Source organism: Curtobacterium pusillum, from assembly GCF_007673235.1.
GTDB classification, from domain to species: Bacteria; Actinomycetota; Actinomycetes; order Actinomycetales; family Microbacteriaceae; genus Curtobacterium; species Curtobacterium pusillum_C.
The window spans coordinates 209,224-227,783 of sequence record NZ_VDZH01000004.1 but is presented as its reverse complement, the minus strand read 5'-3'; the positions used below and the strand labels follow the sequence as shown (position 1 = coordinate 227,783).

The 18,560-nt window shown below is 69.4% G+C and carries 16 protein-coding genes and 2 tRNA genes; 11 read left to right on the top strand and 7 right to left on the bottom strand.

Going from position 1 to position 18,560, the window contains the following annotated elements; translation table 11 throughout:
* Positions 1-3 precede the first annotated feature (3 nt).
* The 4 genes from FS532_RS12745 to FS532_RS12725 all read left to right on the top strand — a co-directional run bounded on the left by FS532_RS12745 (position 4) and on the right by FS532_RS12725 (position 5,045).
* On the top strand, positions 4-3,003 hold the full coding sequence (locus FS532_RS12745; protein ID WP_144754847.1) for an alpha-mannosidase: 3,000 nt from the start codon (positions 4-6) through the stop codon (positions 3,001-3,003).
* A gap of 85 nt (positions 3,004-3,088) precedes the next feature.
* Entirely contained in the window at positions 3,089-3,988 is a 900-nt protein-coding gene (locus FS532_RS12740; RefSeq protein ID WP_222121988.1) for an endo-beta-N-acetylglucosaminidase H, read from the top strand.
* A gap of 419 nt (positions 3,989-4,407) precedes the next feature.
* Positions 4,408-4,728 (top strand): hypothetical protein, encoded by a 321-nt coding sequence (locus tag FS532_RS12730; protein ID WP_144754842.1) that lies wholly within the window; start codon positions 4,408-4,410, stop codon positions 4,726-4,728.
* 26 nt (positions 4,729-4,754) lie between these two features.
* Positions 4,755-5,045: a DUF1905 domain-containing protein gene (locus FS532_RS12725; protein WP_144754838.1), complete on the top strand. Its 291-nt coding sequence runs from the start codon at positions 4,755-4,757 to the stop codon at positions 5,043-5,045.
* A gap of 15 nt (positions 5,046-5,060) precedes the next feature.
* On the opposite strand, the gene FS532_RS12720 is transcribed toward FS532_RS12725, so the two are convergent.
* Positions 5,061-5,134 (bottom strand) — tRNA-Gly (locus FS532_RS12720).
* Between the two features lie 53 nt (positions 5,135-5,187).
* Between FS532_RS12720 and FS532_RS12715 the strand changes: the two genes are divergently transcribed.
* From FS532_RS12715 to FS532_RS12695, 5 genes are all read left to right on the top strand, one after another.
* Positions 5,188-5,511 carry a hypothetical protein gene (locus FS532_RS12715; RefSeq protein WP_144754835.1) on the top strand — a complete coding sequence of 108 codons (324 nt, stop codon included), beginning with the start codon at positions 5,188-5,190 and terminating at the stop codon, positions 5,509-5,511.
* A gap of 57 nt (positions 5,512-5,568) precedes the next feature.
* Positions 5,569-5,645: transfer RNA gene (locus FS532_RS12710), tRNA-Pro, on the top strand.
* Positions 5,646-5,681: 36 nt separating this feature from the next.
* Complete coding sequence (gene tig / locus FS532_RS12705; RefSeq protein WP_144754833.1) at positions 5,682-6,989, top strand: trigger factor; 1,308 nt, start codon at positions 5,682-5,684, stop codon at positions 6,987-6,989.
* Positions 6,990-7,147: 158 nt separating this feature from the next.
* On the top strand, positions 7,148-7,777 hold the full coding sequence (locus FS532_RS12700; protein ID WP_079238571.1) for an ATP-dependent Clp protease proteolytic subunit: 630 nt from the start codon (positions 7,148-7,150) through the stop codon (positions 7,775-7,777).
* Between the two features lie 29 nt (positions 7,778-7,806).
* Complete coding sequence (locus tag FS532_RS12695) at positions 7,807-8,466, top strand: ATP-dependent Clp protease proteolytic subunit (protein ID WP_097180535.1); 660 nt, start codon at positions 7,807-7,809, stop codon at positions 8,464-8,466.
* Between the two features lie 77 nt (positions 8,467-8,543).
* Here the strand turns inward: FS532_RS12695 and FS532_RS12690 are convergent, their stop codons facing one another.
* Together FS532_RS12690 and FS532_RS12685 are read right to left on the bottom strand one after the other, a co-directional pair.
* Complete coding sequence (locus FS532_RS12690; protein ID WP_144754830.1) at positions 8,544-9,215, bottom strand: copper resistance CopC family protein; 672 nt, start codon at positions 9,213-9,215, stop codon at positions 8,544-8,546.
* On the bottom strand, positions 9,212-9,946 hold the full coding sequence (locus FS532_RS12685; protein ID WP_144754827.1) for a YcnI family copper-binding membrane protein: 735 nt from the start codon (positions 9,944-9,946) through the stop codon (positions 9,212-9,214). Before FS532_RS12685 ends, FS532_RS12690 begins: the two co-directional genes overlap by 4 nt.
* 206 nt (positions 9,947-10,152) lie before the next feature.
* Here FS532_RS12685 and clpX point away from each other — a divergent pair, with 206 nt between their 5' ends.
* Entirely contained in the window at positions 10,153-11,433 is a 1,281-nt protein-coding gene (gene clpX, locus FS532_RS12680) for an ATP-dependent Clp protease ATP-binding subunit ClpX (protein WP_144754825.1), read from the top strand.
* 115 nt (positions 11,434-11,548) lie between these two features.
* Here the strand turns inward: clpX and FS532_RS12675 are convergent, their stop codons facing one another.
* Complete coding sequence (locus FS532_RS12675) at positions 11,549-13,576, bottom strand: M3 family metallopeptidase (RefSeq protein ID WP_144754822.1); 2,028 nt, start codon at positions 13,574-13,576, stop codon at positions 11,549-11,551.
* A gap of 225 nt (positions 13,577-13,801) precedes the next feature.
* Positions 13,802-14,392 (bottom strand): TetR/AcrR family transcriptional regulator, encoded by a 591-nt coding sequence (locus FS532_RS12670; RefSeq protein WP_144754819.1) that lies wholly within the window; start codon positions 14,390-14,392, stop codon positions 13,802-13,804.
* Positions 14,393-14,513: 121 nt separating this feature from the next.
* Between FS532_RS12670 and FS532_RS12665 the strand changes: the two genes are divergently transcribed.
* Entirely contained in the window at positions 14,514-15,350 is an 837-nt protein-coding gene (locus tag FS532_RS12665; RefSeq protein ID WP_144754816.1) for an alpha/beta fold hydrolase, read from the top strand.
* 87 nt (positions 15,351-15,437) lie between these two features.
* On the opposite strand, the gene FS532_RS12660 is transcribed toward FS532_RS12665, so the two are convergent.
* Positions 15,438-15,689 (bottom strand): hypothetical protein, encoded by a 252-nt coding sequence (locus FS532_RS12660; protein ID WP_144754813.1) that lies wholly within the window; start codon positions 15,687-15,689, stop codon positions 15,438-15,440.
* A gap of 41 nt (positions 15,690-15,730) precedes the next feature.
* Complete coding sequence (gene valS, locus FS532_RS12655) at positions 15,731-18,325, bottom strand: valine--tRNA ligase (RefSeq protein WP_260852674.1); 2,595 nt, start codon at positions 18,323-18,325, stop codon at positions 15,731-15,733.
* Positions 18,326-18,560 lie beyond the last annotated feature (235 nt).

Sequence of the window (18,560 nt, the reverse complement as noted above, 5' to 3'; positions counted from 1 at the left end):
CCCATGCACGACGACATCCCCCTCACCACCGGCCGGGCGCGACGCGTCCTCGACGAACGGATCCTGCCGGCCGTGCACGCGACGGCGACGCCGCTCGACACGGCGTGGCACGAGCTGCCGGGGGAGCCGATCCCGCCGTCGGAGGGGCTCGCGCTCGAGTTCACGCCGTACGAGGTGGGCACGACGTGGGGCGCCGCGTGGGGCACGACCTGGTTCCGCCTGTCCGGGACCGTGCCGGCCGAGTGGGCCGGCCGTCGGATCGAGGCCGTGATCGACCTCGGGTTCGACAAGAACATGCCGGGGTTCCAGTGCGAGGGGCTCGTGTACCTCGCGGACGGCACCCCGGTGAAGTCGATCAACCCCCGGAACCAGTGGGTCCTCGTCGCCGAGGAAGCGGTCGGCGGCGAGACCGTCGAGCTCTTCGTCGAGGCGGCGTCGAACCCCGTCCTGCTCGACTACCACCCCTTCCTCGTCACGCACGAGGGCGACATCCAGACCTCGTCGTCCAAGCGCCTGTACACCTCGCGCCGGATGGACCTCGCCGTGTTCGAGTCCGAGGTGCACGAACTCGCCCTCGACATCGACGTCCTGCTCGAACTCCAGGCCGAGCTGCCGGAGGGCCCGCGTCGGATGCGCATCCTGCAGGCGCTCGACGACGCACTCGACCGGCTCGACCTGCAGCACATCGCCGAGACGGCCGGGGACGCCCGAGCGGCGCTCGCCGACGTGCTCGCCGCCCCGGCCGAGGCCTCCGCGCACACGATCTCCGCCGTCGGGCACGCCCACATCGACTCCGCCTGGCTCTGGCCCGTCCGCGAGACGATCCGCAAGGTCGCCCGCACCACCTCGACGATGACCGAGCTCATCGACCAGACCGACGACTTCCTGTACGGCATGTCGAGCGCGCAGCAGTACGCGTGGATCAAGGAGCACCGGCCCGAGGTGTACGCCCGGGTCACGGCCGCCGTCGAGGCCGGCCGGTTCCTGCCGATCGGTGGCATGTGGGTCGAGTCCGACACCGTGATGCCGACGGGCGAGAGCATCGTCCGGCAGTTCTCGCAGGGCCAGCGGTTCTTCGAGCGGGAGTTCGGCATCCGGCCGAAGGGCGTCTGGCTCCCGGACAGCTTCGGGTACTCGCCGGCCCTGCCGCAGCTCATGCGCCGTGCGGGCTTCGAGTGGTTCTTCACGCAGAAGATCTCGTGGAACCAGGTGAACAAGTTCCCGCACCACACGTTCCTGTGGGAGGGCATCGACGGGTCACGGGTGTTCTCGCACTTCCCGTCGATGGACACCTACAACTCGCGGTTGTCGGGCAGCGAGGTCGCGAAGGCCTCCCGGCAGTTCCGCGAGAACCGACTCGCCACCGGGTCGATCGCACCCGTCGGCTGGGGTGACGGCGGCGGCGGCACCACCCGCGAGATGACCGGGACGGCCGCGCGCCTTGCCGATCTCGAGGGCAGTGCCAAGGTCCGCTGGGAGCACCCCGACGCGTTCTTCGACCGGGCCAAGGCCGAGCTGCCGGACCCGCCCGTGTGGGTCGGCGAGCTGTACCTCGAGCTGCACCGTGCGACCCTGACGAGCCAGCACGGCACCAAGCAGGGCAACCGCCGATGCGAGCAGCTGCTCCTCGAGGCCGAGCTCTGGGCCGCGACCGCCGCTGCACGCACCGACTTCGCCTACCCCTACGACGAGCTCGACGCACTCTGGCAGCAGGTCCTGCTGCAGCAGTTCCACGACATCCTGCCCGGCACCTCGATCGCCTGGGTGCACCGCGAAGCGGTCGCGAAGTACGCCGAGACGGCCGCTGCGCTCACGGCGATGATCGAGTCGGCGCTGTCGGCACTGGCCGGCCCCGGCGACGCGACGGTCGTCGTCAACCCGGCCCCGTTCCTCCAGGCCGGTGCACCCGCGCAGGGCGCGATCGTGGCGACGGACGTGCCGGAGGCGACCGCAGTCACCCTCGCCGAGCAGGACGGCGGCTACGTGCTGGCGAACGACCTCGTCCGGGTCGTCGTCGACGGTCGTGGACTCGTGACGAGCGCGGTCGACCTGGCCACCGGGCGCGAGGCGATCGCCGCCGGACAGGCGGCCAACCTGCTGCAGCTGCACCAGGACTTCCCGAACATGTGGGACGCGTGGGACGTCGACCGGTACTACCGGAACCGGGTCGAGGACCTGGTGGACGTCTCGTCGCTCGAGGCCTCGGTCGACGACGCCGGTGTCGCCCGGGTCGTCGTGTCGCGGGCCTTCGGCGACTCGACCGTGCGGCAGGAGATCCTCCTCGCACCGGACTCCCGCACGCTCGAGTTCGACCAGACCACCGACTGGCACGAGACCGAGAAGTTCCTCAAGGTCGCGTTCCCGCTCGACGTCCGCGCCGAGCACACCGTCGCCGAGACGCAGTTCGGGGCGCAGAAGCGGGTGACGCACACGAACACCTCGTGGGAGGCCGCGAAGTTCGAGACGTCCATGCACCGCTACGTCCTCGTCTCGGAGCCGGGCTTCGGGGTCGCGCTCGTGAACGACTCGATCCACGGGTTCGACACCACCCGCGACGCCGTCGACGGACACGTCACCACGACGGTGCGGCTCTCGCTGCTGCGGGCGCCGCGGTTCCCCGACCCCGAGACCGACCAGGGCGTGCAGACACACCGGTACGGCATCGTGATCGGCACCGACCAGCTCGGAGCGACGGCGGCCGGTGTGGTCATGAACGCCGGTCCGCGCACCGTGACGGGTGACCACGGGTTCGACCCGCTCGTGCAGGTGTCCGGCGACGTCGTGCTGTCGAGCGTGAAGCTGGCCGACGACCGGTCGGGCGACCTGATCGTGCGGGTCTACGAGCCGAGCGGACGCCGCGGCACCGGTCGGATCTCGGTCGAGGGGCCGTTCGGTCCCGTCACCGAGGTCACCCTGCTCGAGGAACCGTCGACCGACACGGATGCGTCGTCGTTCGCCGTCGACGCGTACGAGGTCCGGACCTTCCGGTACTCGCGCGCCTGAGACCCCGCCGCCGGGACTTCGGGTGTCCCGGCGGCGGCTCCCGGTCGGCGACCGCCGGCCGGTTCATCACTCGAAGAGGAGTGTCATGAAGAAGTCCATGAAGTTCGGGATCGTGGCGGCCATCGCCGCGATGGTGGCGGCACCGCTCGTGCCGTCCGCAGCGACCGCAGCCCCGGCTGCGACCGCTGCCACCAAGTCCGGTCCGACGAGCATCGCGTACGTCGAGGTCAACAACGACCAGCTCGCCAACGTCGGCCGCTACCAGCTGGCGAACGGCGCGAACGCGTTCGACGTCGCGATCATCTTCGCCGCCAACATCAACTGGAACGGCTCGAAGGCCGTCCTGTACAACAACGACAAGGTGCAGGCGACGCTCGACGCCGCGGCCACCCAGATCAAGCCCCTGCAGGCGAAGGGGATCAAGGTCTCGCTGTCGATCCTCGGCAACCACCAGGGCGCCGGCATCGCCAACTTCCCGACCCAGGCGGCTGCGCAGGACTTCGCGTCGCAGGTCACCGCGACCGTCACGAAGTACGGGCTCGACGGGGTGGACCTCGACGACGAGTACGCCGACTACGGCACGAACGGCACCCCGCAGCCGAACCAGCAGTCGATCGGTTGGCTCATCACGGCGCTGCGGGCCCAGATGCCCTCGAAGCTGCTGTCGTTCTACAACATCGGGCCGGCGGCGTCCTCGCTGTCGTCGTCGAGCAGCACCATCGGCGCGAAGCTGAACTACGCATGGAACCCGTACTACGGCTCGTACTCGGCGCCGTCGATCCCGGGCCTCGGCAAGAGCGCGCTGTCCCCGGCCGCGGTCGACATCCAGAACACGGCGCAGTCCACCGCGGTGTCACTCGCTCAGCGCACCGTGCAGGACGGCTACGGCGTGTTCATGACGTACAACCTGCCGGGAGGCGACGAGTCCGCCTACGTCTCCGCCATGACGCAGAAGCTCTACGGGCAGGCCGCGACGTACCACTGACGTCGCGCCCGCAGCGGCGGCTCGTGCCCCGCGTCTCCTCGGCATCGGCCTGGAGGCGCGGGGCACGTCCGCCTCGTGGCTCGCCCCCGCTGTTCCTCCACAAGGCGAGCGGCGGCGGAGTTCTCCACGGCTCGGGCGATCGCCCTCCTAGGTCGTCGTGCTCCTCCCTAGCGTCGAGATCGTGGAAGGGAGGTGGCGATGGTTCAGCGACCACGACATCCCAAGAAGGACATCGAAGGCGTCATGCGGGACGCCGAGGCGCGTGGCTGGCGGTTCGAGAAGGGGCGCAAGTACTACAAGGCGTACTGCCCGTGCGGAGACCACCTGCACACGGTCCACATGACCCCATCGGACCCCTGGTACGTTGTACATCTGAAGTATCGGTTCGCCCGCTTGGCTTGCTGGGACAGGAGAACGTCATGACGAACTACACCGTGCGCGTGGAATGCGTGGCGCAGCTCGACGACCCGGACGACGTCGCGACGGACTTCGACGCCATCGCGGAGGCGCTCTTCGAGCTCGAGGACCTCCACGACCAGGACCTCGCTGCCGACCTCGGCGCCGGGACGCTCACCTTCTCGATCGGAGTCACTGCGGCCGACGAGTTCGGCGCCCTCGACCTGGCGCTCGGCGCAGTACGGACCGCGCTGCACGCCGCGGGACGGGGGACTCCTGGATGGGAGCGGCATTACCGGATGCTGCGTCAGGAAGTCGAGGAAGCGCACACTACGGCGGTCTGAGCGGCTCGAGGTCGTACGATCGCGGCGTGGAACTCGAGTTCAGCGGCGAGGTCATCGAGTGGCGGGGTCCGGCGCCGTTCTTCTACGCGGTCGTGCCTCCGGACGCTGCTGAGGTCATCCACGAGCTCGCACCGATGCTGACGTACGGCTGGGGCGTGATCCCGGCACGGGTGACGATCGGCCGGGTGACGTGGACGACCTCGCTCTTCCCGAAGGGCGGCGGGTACCTCGTGCCGTTGCGGGCCGCTGAACGCAAGCGTGCGGGAGTCGAACTCGGAGACGTGCCGACGGTGACCCTCGAACTCGGTGGTCCGTGAACGCCGACGGGGAGGTGGAGGGGATGACGGGAATCGAACCCGCGTGGCCAGTTTGGAAGACTGGGGCTCTACCATTGAGCTACATCCCCGCGCTGCGCACGTGTCGCAGCCCGACCATCGTAGCGGACGAACGAGCACCGACATGCCACCCCGTGTGACGCTCCCACCGACCGACGCCGATGCCCGGCGGATCAAACGGTCGCGGGTCGTCTCGTACGTGCTGGTGGTCCTCGCCGCGGTCGTGTTCTCGATGCGCCCGGAGCTGTTCGGGGATCCCCAGGGACAGCCCGCGCACGCGCTCCTGCACGTCTGGCGGATCGTCGTCGGGGTGCTCTTCGTGGTGGCCGCGCTCGGCGTCCAGGTGGCGGTCGGCGTGCAGTGGCGGAAGGGCCTGCGACGACGCGCACTCGGCGACGGCGACGACGGCTCCGAACCTGCCGGGAACCGTGCGCCGGGGGACCGCTAGACTCATCGGCGTCCCGTGCGCCCGTCCGGCGCGCGCGGACACCCTGGCTCAGTCAAACGGGGCGTAGCTCAGCTTGGTAGAGCGCCCGCTTTGGGAGCGGGAGGTCGCAGGTTCAAATCCTGTCGCCCCGACCAGGACCACACGAACGTCAACCAACAGGAGAACATCCCTTGGCCACCAGCACCGTCGACAAGGTGAGCGACACCCGCGTCAAGCTCACCGTGAACGTGACGCCGGAAGATCTCAAGCCGAGCATCGACCACGCGTACAAGCACATCGCCGAGCAGATCAACATCCCCGGCTTCCGCAAGGGCAAGGTCCCGCCGGCGATCGTCGACCAGCGTGTCGGCCGCGGCGAGGTCCTGAACCACGCCGTCGGCGACGCGATCGACAACTTCTACCGCCAGGCGGTGGAGGAGCAGGAGCTGCGCATCCTCGGCCGTGCCGAGGCGGACGTCTCCGAGCTCCCGAACGTCAAGGACTTCACGGGCGACCTCGTCCTCACCTTCGAGGTGGACGTGCGTCCGGAGTTCGACCTGCCGGAGTACGACAAGTACGAGCTCACCGTCGACGCCGTCGAGGTGTCGGACGACGAGATCGAAGAAGAGCTGCAGAACCTCCGCACCCGCTTCGGCACGCTCGTGACGGTCGACCGTCCGGCGACCACGGGCGACTTCGCGCAGATCGACCTCACCGCGACCATCGGCGACGACGAGGTCGACTCGGCCACCGGCGTCTCCTACGAGATCGGTTCGGGCGACCTGCTCGAGGGTGTCGACGAGGCACTCGAGTCCCTCACTGCCGGCGAGTCCACCACCTTCGAGTCGAAGCTCGTCGGTGGCGACCGCGAAGGCGAGATCGCCCAGATCGCCGTGACCGTCACCGCCGTCAAGGAGCGCGAGCTCCCCGAGGCCGACGACGAGTTCGCGCAGATCGCCAGCCAGTTCGACACGATCGACGAGCTCAAGGCGGACCTCAAGGAGCAGATCGCGAAGTCCAAGACCTTCGGTCAGGGCGCCGCGGCTCGCGACAAGCTCGTCGAGAAGCTCATCGAGGACGTCAACATCCCGATCTCGGAGAAGCTCATCGAGGACGAGGTGCACCGTCACCTCGAGCAGGAGAACCGTCTGGAGGACGACGAGCACCGCAAGGAGGTCTCCGAGTCCAGCGAGAAGGCCTTCCGCTCGCAGATCCTCCTCGACTCGATCGCCGAGAAGGAAGAGATCCAGGTCTCGCAGGAGGAGCTCACGCAGTACCTCATCCAGGCTGCTGCGCAGTACGGCATGGAGCCGGGCGAGTTCATCAAGGTGATCGACCAGAACGGGCAGATCCCGGGCATGGTCGGCGAGGTGGCCCGTTCGAAGGCCGTCGCGACCGTCCTCGCCAAGGTGACCGTCAAGGACTCCAACGGTGACGACGTCGACCTCTCCGCCTTCACGGCGGGCGTCGCGCAGACCCCCGCGGAGGCCGCGGAGTAGTCCGCGACCACCTCTCTGACTGGAGGCGCGGTGCCAGCTGGCACCGCGCCTCCAGTCCGTTTGTGGGCCACCCGCATTGCCGACAGCGAACAGACGCGAAGTGGTGCGTTGCAACCGATAAGTTCGACAACAAGCGACAACTGAACGGGAGCTTTTCCATGGCCGAAGCAACACTGAACCCCAGTGTTTTTGACCGCCTTCTGAGAGACCGGATCGTGTGGCTCGGCTCCGAGGTCCGCGACGACAACTCGAACGAGATCGCAGCCAAGCTGCTGCTGCTCGCCGCCGAGGACCCTGAGAAGGACATCTACCTCTACATCAACTCGCCCGGTGGCTCGATCACCGCCGGCATGGCGATCTACGACACGATGCAGTTCGTGCCGAACGACATCGTCACGGTGGGCATCGGCCTCGCCGCCTCGATGGGGCAGTTCCTGCTCTCGTCCGGCACCCCGGGCAAGCGCTACATCACACCGAACGCCCGCGTGCTCCTGCACCAGCCGTCGGGTGGCTTCGGTGGGACGGCTGCCGACATCCAGACGCAGGCGAAGGTCATCCTCGACATGAAGCAGCGGATGGCCGAGCTCACGGCGGAGCAGACCGGCAAGTCGATCGAGCAGATCCTCAAGGACAACGACCGCGACAACTGGTTCACGGCGCAGGAAGCCCTCGAGTACGGCTTCGTCGACCACCTCCGCGCGTCGAGCGCCGAGGTCATCGGCGGCGGTGGCACCGTCGCCGACGGCGAGACCCCCACCGCAGCGGCCGAGCCCGACGCCCAGTCCTGACCCGACCCACCGAAGAAAAGGAAACGAGAATGCATCTCCCCATGCTCGGTGGCGCGCAGAACGTCCCGGCCCCCACTGATCGGTACATCCTGCCGAGCTTCGAAGAGCGCACGGCCTACGGCTACAAGCGGCAGGACCCCTACGCGAAGCTGTTCGAGGACCGCATCGTGTTCCTCGGCGTCCAGGTCGACGACGCCTCGGCGGACGACGTCATGGCGCAGCTGCTCGTGCTCGAGTCGATGGACCCGGACCGCGACATCGTGATGTACATCAACTCGCCCGGTGGCTCGTTCACCGCGATGACGGCGATCTACGACACGATGCAGTACATCCGTCCGCAGATCCAGACGGTCTGCCTCGGTCAGGCCGCTTCGGCCGCGTCGGTGCTCCTCGCTGCCGGTACCCCCGGCAAGCGTCTGGCGCTGCCGAACGCCCGCGTGCTCATCCACCAGCCCGCGACCCAGCAGGGTGGCGGTCAGGCGTCCGACATCGAGATCCAGGCGGCGGAGATCCTCCGCATGCGCACCTGGCTCGAGGAGACGCTGTCGAAGCACTCGAACCGCACGCCGGAGCAGGTCAACAACGACATCGAGCGCGACAAGATCATGTCCGCCGAGGAAGCCCTCGAGTACGGCCTGATCGACCAGGTCCTCACGAGCCGTAAGAACCTGCCGGCGCTCGTCAAGTAAGACCGACGACCCGCAACGCACGAAGGCCCCGCACCGATCGGTGCGGGGCCTTCGTCGTGCGTGGTGTTCCCGGTGCGTCAGTCCTCGTCGGTGTCGTCCGCCGCGGGGGCGGGACGACGGCGGAGGAGCAGCAGGACGGCGACGACCACGCCGACCAGGACGATGCCCCCGGCTCCGATCCAGAGAGCGTCGGACGCGGCCGAGTCACCGTTCCCCGAAGCGGTGCCCGTGGTGTCGGCGCTCGCGTTCGCGCTGGCGTCGCTCCCCGCAGTGGCGCACACCGGGGGCTTCGCCGCACCCTTCGCGGGCGTGAAGCCGGCCGGGGCGTCCCACGTGAACGCGTACTCGTCGGACACGGTGTGGCCGTCGGCGGAGACGATCTGCCACTCGACGGTGTACTTGCCCGAGTCGCCGAGGGCGGCCTTCGTGGTCATGGACGGGCCGTCGACGTCGAGGCAGCCGTCCTCGTAGTACTCTCCGTCCGGCCCGACGATCCGGTACGCGAACCCGGCGTCCGAGCCGCCGATGTCGAGCAGCTTGTCGTTCGTGGTGATCTCGAACGCGTCGGGCAGCGAGGTCAGGGTGCCGTCGACCTTCGGGGTCGAGGCGACCATGTAGTTGTGCGCGCTGGCCGGACCGGCGAGTCCGAGGACGGAACCGCCCGCGACGGCGACGGCCGCGGCGATCCCGGCCACGAGCCTCCAGGCCCGTCGACCGGCCCGCGCACGACGTGCGTCGCGCTCGGTCACTTGGAGGCGCTCCGGCGACGCGTGTTCGCGACGGCGACGACCAGGGCGACCGCGCCGAGCACCAGGCCACCGAGGCCCAGGAAGCGGCCGACCAGGTCGGGGTCGGCGGGCGTGGTCGACGCCGGAGCGGCGGCTTCGGTCGCCTCGGCGCCGTGGGAGCCGTGGCCGTCCTCGTCACCCGCGGTCTCAGCGGCGGTCAGGGTGATCGAAGGGGCCGGGTGCTCGGGCTCGGCTTCGCCGGCCTTCTGCTCCTGGTTCCACTCGACGGACCCCTTCTCGCAGGTCTGGATCGCCGGGAACTCGACGAGGTCGCCCGCCTTGCCGTCCGGCAGCGAGAACGACAGCGAGAAGGTGTCGCGCTCGTCGGCGGGGAGCGGGGTCTTCGCCGTGTAGACGACGCTCGTGACACGCTCACCGGCGTCCTCGGCGGACTCGTCGTCGGTGGCGGCCGAGGCGCTCGTGTACGGCTCGGTCGTCTTCGTGATGGTCCAGTTCGGGTTGACCGTCGGCGTGACCTCGATGATCGACTCCGGCACCTCGAACGCGATCCGCGTGGTCGGGGAGCCGTCGCAGCCGTGCGGCAGGGAGAACGTCGCGGTCGTGTACGAGTTCGCCGCGGTCGACGTGGCGGTGGCCGACACGTGCGCGCTGGCGACACCCGCGGTGCCGAGGACGATGAGCGCGGTGACGCCGAGGGTCGCGGTGCCGACGACGGCGAGACGCTTGGGCATGGGGTTCCTTCCGGAGCTGCAGTTCTACAAGTTGTAGAGAAGTCGTGGACACGGTAGCAGGATCGAACGCCCTGGGCGAACGCGCCGGGCGAAACCGGCCCGGCGTCGCGGCTGGTGTCATCGGTTGCGATTAGGCTCGTGCACAGTCGGATGGGTCGTTGGGCAGCATCCGGCGATCGCAGCGGTCAACCAGGGAGGGCACCGACATGGCACGCATCGGAGAGAGCGCTGACCTGCTCAAGTGCTCCTTCTGCGGCAAGAGCCAGAAGCAGGTCCAGCAGCTCATCGCCGGTCCCGGCGTGTACATCTGCGACGAGTGCGTCGAGTTGTGCAACGAGATCATCGAGGAGCGACTGGCCGAGGCCGGCGAGGACACTGCCGGCGGCGAGTTCGAGCTCCCGAAGCCGCGTGAGATCTTCGACTTCCTGCAGGAGTACGTCATCGGGCAGGACCCGGCGAAGCGCTCCCTGGCCGTCGCCGTCTACAACCACTACAAGCGCATCCGGGCCCAGGGCCAGATCACCGCTGCCGAGGACCGCGACGACGTCGAGATCGCGAAGTCGAACATCCTGCTGATCGGCCCGACGGGCTGCGGCAAGACGTACCTCGCGCAGACGCTCGCGAAGCGCCTCAACGTGCCGTTCGCCGTCGCGGACGCCACCGCCCTGACCGAGGCCGGCTACGTGGGCGAGGACGTCGAGAACATCCTCCTCAAGCTCATCCAGGCGGCCGACTACGACGTGAAGCGCGCCGAGACCGGCATCATCTACATCGACGAGGTCGACAAGATCGCGCGCAAGGCCGAGAACCCCTCGATCACGCGCGACGTCTCGGGCGAGGGCGTGCAGCAGGCGCTGCTCAAGATCCTCGAGGGCACGGTCGCCTCCGTCCCGCCGCAGGGCGGTCGGAAGCACCCGCACCAGGAGTTCATCCAGATCGACACGACGAACGTGCTGTTCATCGTGGCGGGGGCGTTCGCCGGGCTCGAGGACATCGTGTCCTCGCGCGTCGGCAAGCGGGGGATCGGCTTCGGTGCACCGCTGCACAGCGCCACCGACCACCAGGACCTCTACTCCGAGGTCCTGCCGGAGGACCTGCACAAGTTCGGGCTCATCCCGGAGTTCATCGGGCGCCTCCCCGTCGTGACCACGGTGTCGCAGCTCGACCAGTCCGCGCTCATGCAGATCCTCACCGAGCCGAAGAACGCGCTCGTCAAGCAGTACCAGCGGATGTTCCAGATCGACGGCGTCGAGCTGGAGTTCGACCGCGGTGCGCTCGAGGCCATCGCCGACCTGGCCGTGCTCCGGCAGACCGGTGCCCGTGGGCTCCGTGCCATCCTCGAAGAGGTCCTCGGCCCGGTCATGTTCGACGTCCCCTCGGACGACGACGTCGCACGGGTGGTGATCACGCGGGAGTCGGTGCTCGAGAACGCGGCGCCGACGATCGTGCCGCGTCCGCGGGCGAAGCGGGTCGAGAAGTCGGCCTAGGCCACCCCCGCGAAGGGCCCGCACCGTCTGTCGGTGCGGGCCCTTCGTCGTCGGGGCAGTCGGCGCGGCCCGCGGTTCGACGCCTGGTTCGTCCCGAGCCGGCGCCCCCGCGCGCCTACTCCAGCCCGCGGCGGCGCAGCAGCGGCCCCACCTCGGCGTCTCGCCCACGGAAGTCGCGGTAGGCCTCGAGCGGGTCCTTCGCCCCGCCGACGCCGAGCAGCTTCTCCGCGAAGCGCGCACCGGCCTCGCGAGAGAGTCCACCGTGCTCGCGGAACCACTCCACCGTGTCGGCGTCGAGCACCTCGGACCAGATGTACCCGTAGTACCCGGCGTCGTACCCGCCGGAGAACGTGTGCGCGAAGTACGTCGACGAGTAGCGCGGCGGGACGGCCTCGACGGCGATGCCGGCGTCCTGCAGCGCCTGACGCTCGAACGCCTCGACGTCCGTGACCTCCGCAGCCGAAGCAGCCGACAGCCGGTGCCACGCCTGGTCGAGCAGCGCGGCGGCGAGGTACTCGGTGGTGGCGAAGCCCTCGTTGAACCCGGCCGAGTCGCTCAGCCCGAGGACGAGCTCCGGGGGCAGGGGCGCGCCGGTCTCGTGGTGCTTCGCGTAGTTCGCCAGTACGGACGGCCACGACACCCACATCTCGTTCACCTGGCTCGGGAACTCGACGAAGTCGCGCTCGACGTTCGTGCCCGAGAAGCGCGGGTACGTCGTCCGGGCGATGAGGCCGTGCAGCGCGTGCCCGAACTCGTGGAAGAGCGTCTCGACCTCGTCCTGGATGAGGAGCGTCGGGGACCCGGCGGCGGGCTTCGCGACGTTGAGGTTGTTCACCACGACGGGCAGCGTGCCGAGCAGCGCGGACTGCTCGACGACGGGGTTCATCCACGCGCCGCCGCGCTTGCCGTCCCGCGTGTACAGGTCGAGCAGGTAGAGACCGACCTCCTCGCCGGAAGCCCCGTGCACCTCGAATACGCGGACCTCGTCGTTGTAGCCGTGCAGGTCCGGGCGCTCCGTGAAGGTCAGGCCGTAGAGCTCGCCGGCGGCGTGGAAGACGCCGTCGTGCAGGACCCGGTCAGCCTCGAAGTACGGGCGGAGCGCCGAGCTGTCGGCGGCGAACTGCTCGCCGCGCAGGATCTCGGTGGCGTACGCCCAGTCCCAGGCCTCGACGTCGAAGCCGACGGTGCGGGAGCGGACGGCTCGTTCGTCGTCCGCGTTCGCCGCCGCTGCCGGCACGAGGGACGAGAGGAGTCCCTCGACGGCCTCGGGCGTCTTCGCGGTCTCATCGGCGGTGACCACGGCCGCGTGGTTCGGGAAGCCGAGGAGCTCGGCACGCTCGGCGCGGAGCCGCACGATGCGGAGCAGGACCTCGCGGTTGTCGTGCTCGTTGCCGCGGCGGCCGCGGGACTGCGAGGCGCGCATGACCCGCTCGCGCAGGCCGCGGTTCGCCAGCGACGACAGCCACGGGTGCCCGGTGTAGAGGGGCAGCGTGATGAGCCACCCCTCGAGGCCGCGGTCGGCGGCGGCCCCGGCGGCGGCGGACTTCGCGCCGTCGTCGAGGCCCTCCAGCTCGGTCTCGTCGGTCACGTGCACCGCGAGGTCGTTCGTGTCCTCGAGCAGGTTCCGCTCGAACGTGGTGGTGAGCGTCGAGAGCTCCTGGTTGATCGCGGTCAGGCGCTCCTTCCCGGCGTCGTCGAGCCCGGCGCCGGCGAGCGTCATCTCGGTGAGCGTCCGCTCGACCAGGCGGCGGTCCTCGGCGGTGAGGTCGGACCGGTCGCCGAGCCCGTCGTGCACGGCACGCACACGGGCGTACAGCCGACTGTCGAGGGTGATCGCGTCGCGGTGGGCGGCGAGGAGTGGGGAGACCTCGGCCTCGAGGTCGTGCAGCTCCGGCGTCGAGTCCGCCGACGACAGGGTGAAGAACACGTGGCTGACGCGGGCGAGTCGCTGCCCGGTGCGCTCGAGTGCCACGAGGGTGTTCTCGAAGGTCGGGTCCTCGGGCGAGGCGGCGATCGCCTCGACCTCGTTGCGCTGCTCGGCGAGGCCTGCGTCGAAGGCTGGGCGGTAGTGCTCGAGCCGCACGTCGCGGAACGGCGGGAGGGCGTAGGGGAGAGTGCTCGGTTCGTCGAACGGGGTTGCCATCTCACCACCCTACGGACGCTGCGCGACCGCGGGGCGGACTGGAGGCCCGTGGCGGCGCCGCCACGCGCCTCCAGTCCGCTCTGGGGTTGCGTCTTCCTTCCCATCGCGGCCGACCTGGAAAGCGAAATCGCGCGTCGGGAGCAGGAAGGAACGGCTTCCTACGAGCGGAAAAGCCTCCTACGCGCGGAACGGCCTCCTACGCGCGGAACGGCACGGGAGAGGCCCTCAGCGCGTGGCGGCGTCGATCAGGGTCTCGGCGGCGCGGCGGGCATGCACTGCGGGGGCCGTGGTGCCGGCGATGGCCGCGGTGGTCTGCGCGCCCTCGGCCAGGAGCGCGAGCTGTGCGGCGAGTTCTTCGGCGCGGGCCGGGTCGGACACGGCGTCGGCGGTGAGGTCCTGCACGAACCGCTGGAAGGAGTCCTTGTGGTCGCGGGCGATCTCGGCGACTGCGGGCGAGGTGGCCCCGAGCTCGCCGAACGCGTTGATGAACCCGCAGCCGCGGAACGTGTCGTCGCCGAACCACGACTCGAGGAAGTCGTACATCGCCAGCAGCTTGTCGCGCGGCGTCGAGGCGGCGTCGACCGCGCCGTGCACCCCGCGCTCCCAGACGTCGTGGCGGCCGGCGAGCACGGCGGCGATGAGTTGCTCCTTGCCCGGGAACGCCGCGTACAGCTTCTTGAGGGACACCCCGGCACCGGTACGGATCGCGTCCATCCCGACGGACTGGATCCCGCGCGCGTAGAACAGCTGGTCGGCGACGTCGACGATGTGTGCCCGGGTGTCCGGGTCGACGGTCGAGAGCGTGCTGCTTGCCATGACGTACCCCGTTCGCTGCGCGTTCACCGTTCCCGACTTGCGCGGGGAACGAACGTTCTCTAGTGTAGGCGACATCAGCGGAGAACGATCGTTCTCCGCGAATCTCAGGGAAGGATCCACCATGGGTGCCATCACCGTCGGGACCGAGAACAGCGTCGACATCGAACTCCACTACGAGGACAAGGGCACCGGTCAGCCGATCGTCCTGATCCACGGATTCCCGCTCGACGGCAACTCGTGGGAGGGGCAGGTCCCGCCGCTCCTCGAGGCCGGCTACCGCGTGATCACGTACGACCGCCGCGGCTTCGGGCAGTCCTCGCAGCCGAGCACCGGCTACGACTACGACACCTTCGCAGACGACCTGCACGCCGTCCTCGAGACCCTCGACCTGCGCGACGTGATCCTGGTCGGCTTCTCGATGGGCACCGGCGAGATCGCCCGCTACATCGGCCGCCACGGTGAGGACCGGATCGCGAAGGTCGCGTTCCTGGCCTCGCTCGAGCCGTTCCTCGCGATCACCGACGACAACCCCGACGGCGCCGGCCCGATGTCGTTCTTCGAGGGCATCGCGGCTGACGTGAAGAAGGACCGGTACGCGTACTTCACGAACTTCTACCAGGACTTCTTCAACCTGTCGGAGAACCTCGGCTCCCGCATCTCCGAGGAAGCCGTCCGGAACGCCTGGAACGTCGCCGCCGGCTCCGGTGCGATCGCCTCTGCCGCAGCACCCCTGACCTGGCCGACCGACTTCCGTCAGGACATCCCGAAGGTCACCGTCCCGGCGCTGATCGTGCACGGCACGGCGGACAACATCCTGCCGATCGACGCCACCGGTCGCCGCTTCACCAAGGCGCTGCCGGCTGCGGAGTACGTCGAGATCGAGGGCGCCCCGCACGGCCTGCTCACCACGCACACCGCCGAGGTGAACGAAGTGCTCCTGGGCTGGCTCGCGAAGTAGCGCGGAGTTCGTTCGACTGAGCAGAAGACGTCGAGTGCATCGGATGCACTCGACGTCTTCTGTTCAGTGGACGAGACCGGACCCGGCTCAGTCCTCTTCGGGGGCGTCGTCCGGGTTCGTGACCTGGGCGTGGCCGGCGTCGTCGAGGTGGATGGACGTGCCGTCGTCGAGCGCGACCATCGGCTTGCCCTCGAGGAACGTCAGGGTCCAGCCCCACCCGGCCGTGTCGACGGACTCGTCCGCGAGCTCGGCCTCGACCTCGCGCACGGCGACGATTATCGCCTCGGGGAGTTGCCCGGGCGCCTCGGCGCCCACGTTCCAGCGTCTGCCCAACTGCATCCGTGCCTCCAGTCCGTCTGCCGACCCCGTCGCGACCGCGACTACGCCTGCTGCTCGGCCAACTCGATCTCGGTCACCGCGAGCTCCGCGCCGTCCGCGAACGACAGGTTCTCGATGCGGCCGACGGCCGCCAGGTCGACCGCCGCGCGCTCGATGAGCGCCCGCGTCTCTGCCGGGGCCGCCACGACGGCGCGCGTCACGGGCGTCTTCTGGGACGCCTTCGCCGCCGTCTTCGCACCACGGATCCCGATGAGCGCCTGCCCGACAGCGGCCAGCAGCCCCGTCGGCTCGGCCTGGGTGGGCAGCTCGGTCACGGTCGGCCAGGAGGCGCGGTGCACGCTGGTCTCGTGGGTCCAGGCCCACACTTCCTCCGTCGCGAACGGGATGAAGGGTGCCAGCAGACGGAGTAGTGCGTCGATCGCGGCGCGCAGCGCCAGGACCGCGCTCGCCTGCGTCTCGTGCGTCGACTCGGTCGCGGTGCCGTAGGCGCGCTCCTTGACGAGCTCGAGGTAGTCGTCGCAGAAGGTCCAGAAGAAGCGCTCGATGACCTCGAGGGCGCGGGCGTGGTCGAACCCGTCGAACGCCGTGGTGGCCTGCTCGATGACCGATCCGAGCTCGGCGAGCATGTCGACGTCGAGCGGCTCGGTGACGCTCGTGGCGCCCTCGGGCAGCGGGAAGCCGTAGACGAACTTCGCCGCGTTCAGCACCTTGATCGCCAGACGACGGCCGACCTTGATCTGCTTCGGGTTCTGCGGGTCGAACGCCGCGTCGGTGCCGAGCTTCGACGAGGCCGCCCAGTAGCGGACCGCGTCGGCGCCGTGCTGCTCGAGGATCGACAGCGGCGTGACGACGTTGCCCTTCGACTTCGACATCTTCTTGCGGTCCGGGTCCACGATGAAGCCCGAGATGCTCGCGTGCTTCCACGGCACCGTGTCGGCCTCGAGCTGGCTGCGGAGCACCGTCGTGAAGAGCCACGTGCGGATGATGTCCTGCGCCTGCGGGCGGACGTCGTACGGGTACACGAGGTCGTAGAGCGCCGGGTCGGTCTCCCACTTGCCCGCGAGCTGCGGGGTGAGCGACGAGGTGGCCCAGGTGTCCATCACGTCGAGCTCGCCCTGGAACCCACCGGCGACGCCGCGCTGGTCCTCCGTGTAGCCCGGGGCCGGCTCGGACGCCGGGTCGACGGGCAGCTGGGCCTCGGTCGGGACGATCGGCTGGTCGAACACCGGGTTGCCGTCGGCGTCGAGCGGGTACCAGACGGGCAGCGGGACGCCGAAGAAGCGCTGGCGCGAGATGAGCCAGTCGCCGGACAGGCCGCCGACCCAGTTGTCGTAGCGGACGCGCATGAAGTCCGGGTGGAAGGCGATCTCCTCGCCGCGCTGGCGGAGCGTCGCCTTGAGCTGCTCGTCGCGGGCACCGTTCACGATGTACCACTGGCGGGTGGAGACGATCTCGAGCGGCTTGTCGCCCTTCTCGAAGAACTTCACCGGGTGGTTGATCGTCTTGACGTCGCCGATCAGGTCGCCGGACTCGGTCAGGGCGTCCACGACGACCTTCTTCGCCGAGAACACGGTCTTGCCGGCCATCTCGGCGTAGAGGGCCTTGCCCCCGTCGGACTCGATCCACGCCGGCTCGTCGGAGCGGACGCGGCCGTCGAACCCGATGATCGCGCGGTTCGGCAGCTGCAGCTCGCGCCACCACACGACGTCGGTGGTGTCACCGAACGTGCAGACCATCGCGATGCCGGCGCCCTTGTCCTTCTGCGCGAGGTGGTGTGCGAGCACCGGGACCTCGACGTCGAAGAGGGGGGAGCGGACGGTCGTGCCGAAGAGGTCCTGGAAGCGCTCGTCGTCCGGGTGCGCGACGAGGGCCACGCACGCGGGGAGGAGCTCCGGGCGGGTGGTCTGGATGACGACGTCGCCCGTGCCGTCCGACTTGTGGAACGCGATGCCGTGGTAGGCGCCCGGCATCTCCTTGTCCTCGAGCTCGGCCTGGGCCACGGCGGTGCGGAACGTCACGTCCCAGAGCGTCGGGGCGTCGGCCTGGTAGGCCTCGCCGCGCTCGAGGTTGCGGAGGAAGGCGCGCTGGGCGCTCGCCCGGGAGGTGTCGTCGATCGTGCGGTACGACTGCGTCCAGTCCACCGACAGGCCGAGCGTGCGGAAGAGGTGCTCGAACTGCTGCTCGTCCTGCACGGTCAGGCGCTCGCACAGCTCGATGAAGTTGCGACGGGACACCGGGATCTGGTCGGCGGCCTTGCTCGACTTGTTGTCGCCGCCCTCGAACGGCGGCACGAAGGTCGCGTCGTAGGGGAGCTGCGGGTCGCAACGGACGCCGTAGTAGTTCTGCACGCGGCGCTCGGTGGGGAGACCGTTGTCGTCCCAGCCCATCGGGTAGAAGACGTGCTTGCCGCGCATGCGCTCGTACCGGGCCTTGAGGTCGGTGTGCGTGTACGAGAACACGTGCCCGATGTGCAGCGAACCGGAGGCCGTCGGCGGCGGGGTGTCGATCGAGTAGACGTTGCTGCGCTCACAGGCGGCGTCGCGGTCGAAGCGGTAGGTGCCGTCCTGCTCCCACACGGGGCCCCAGACGTCTTCGAGACCGTCCACCGTGGGCTTCTCGGGCATGGGCTTCGTCATGGCGGCCTTCCGTTCCGTGCGGTGCTGCGACCGCTCTGTGCGGCACCGAGTCCGTGATGAGGTGCCTGAGTGTGCGCGCGTGCTGCGCGGTGGTTCGATCGTAGTGGAGCGACCGGGCAGTGCAGCGCGCCTACCACACCGGAACTGCGGACACGCCGATCACCTGATAGTCTGTCGGAGTTTGTCCGGCGGGCGCGGCGTCCGTGAGGACTGCACCGTTGCTCTCCGCCGGACG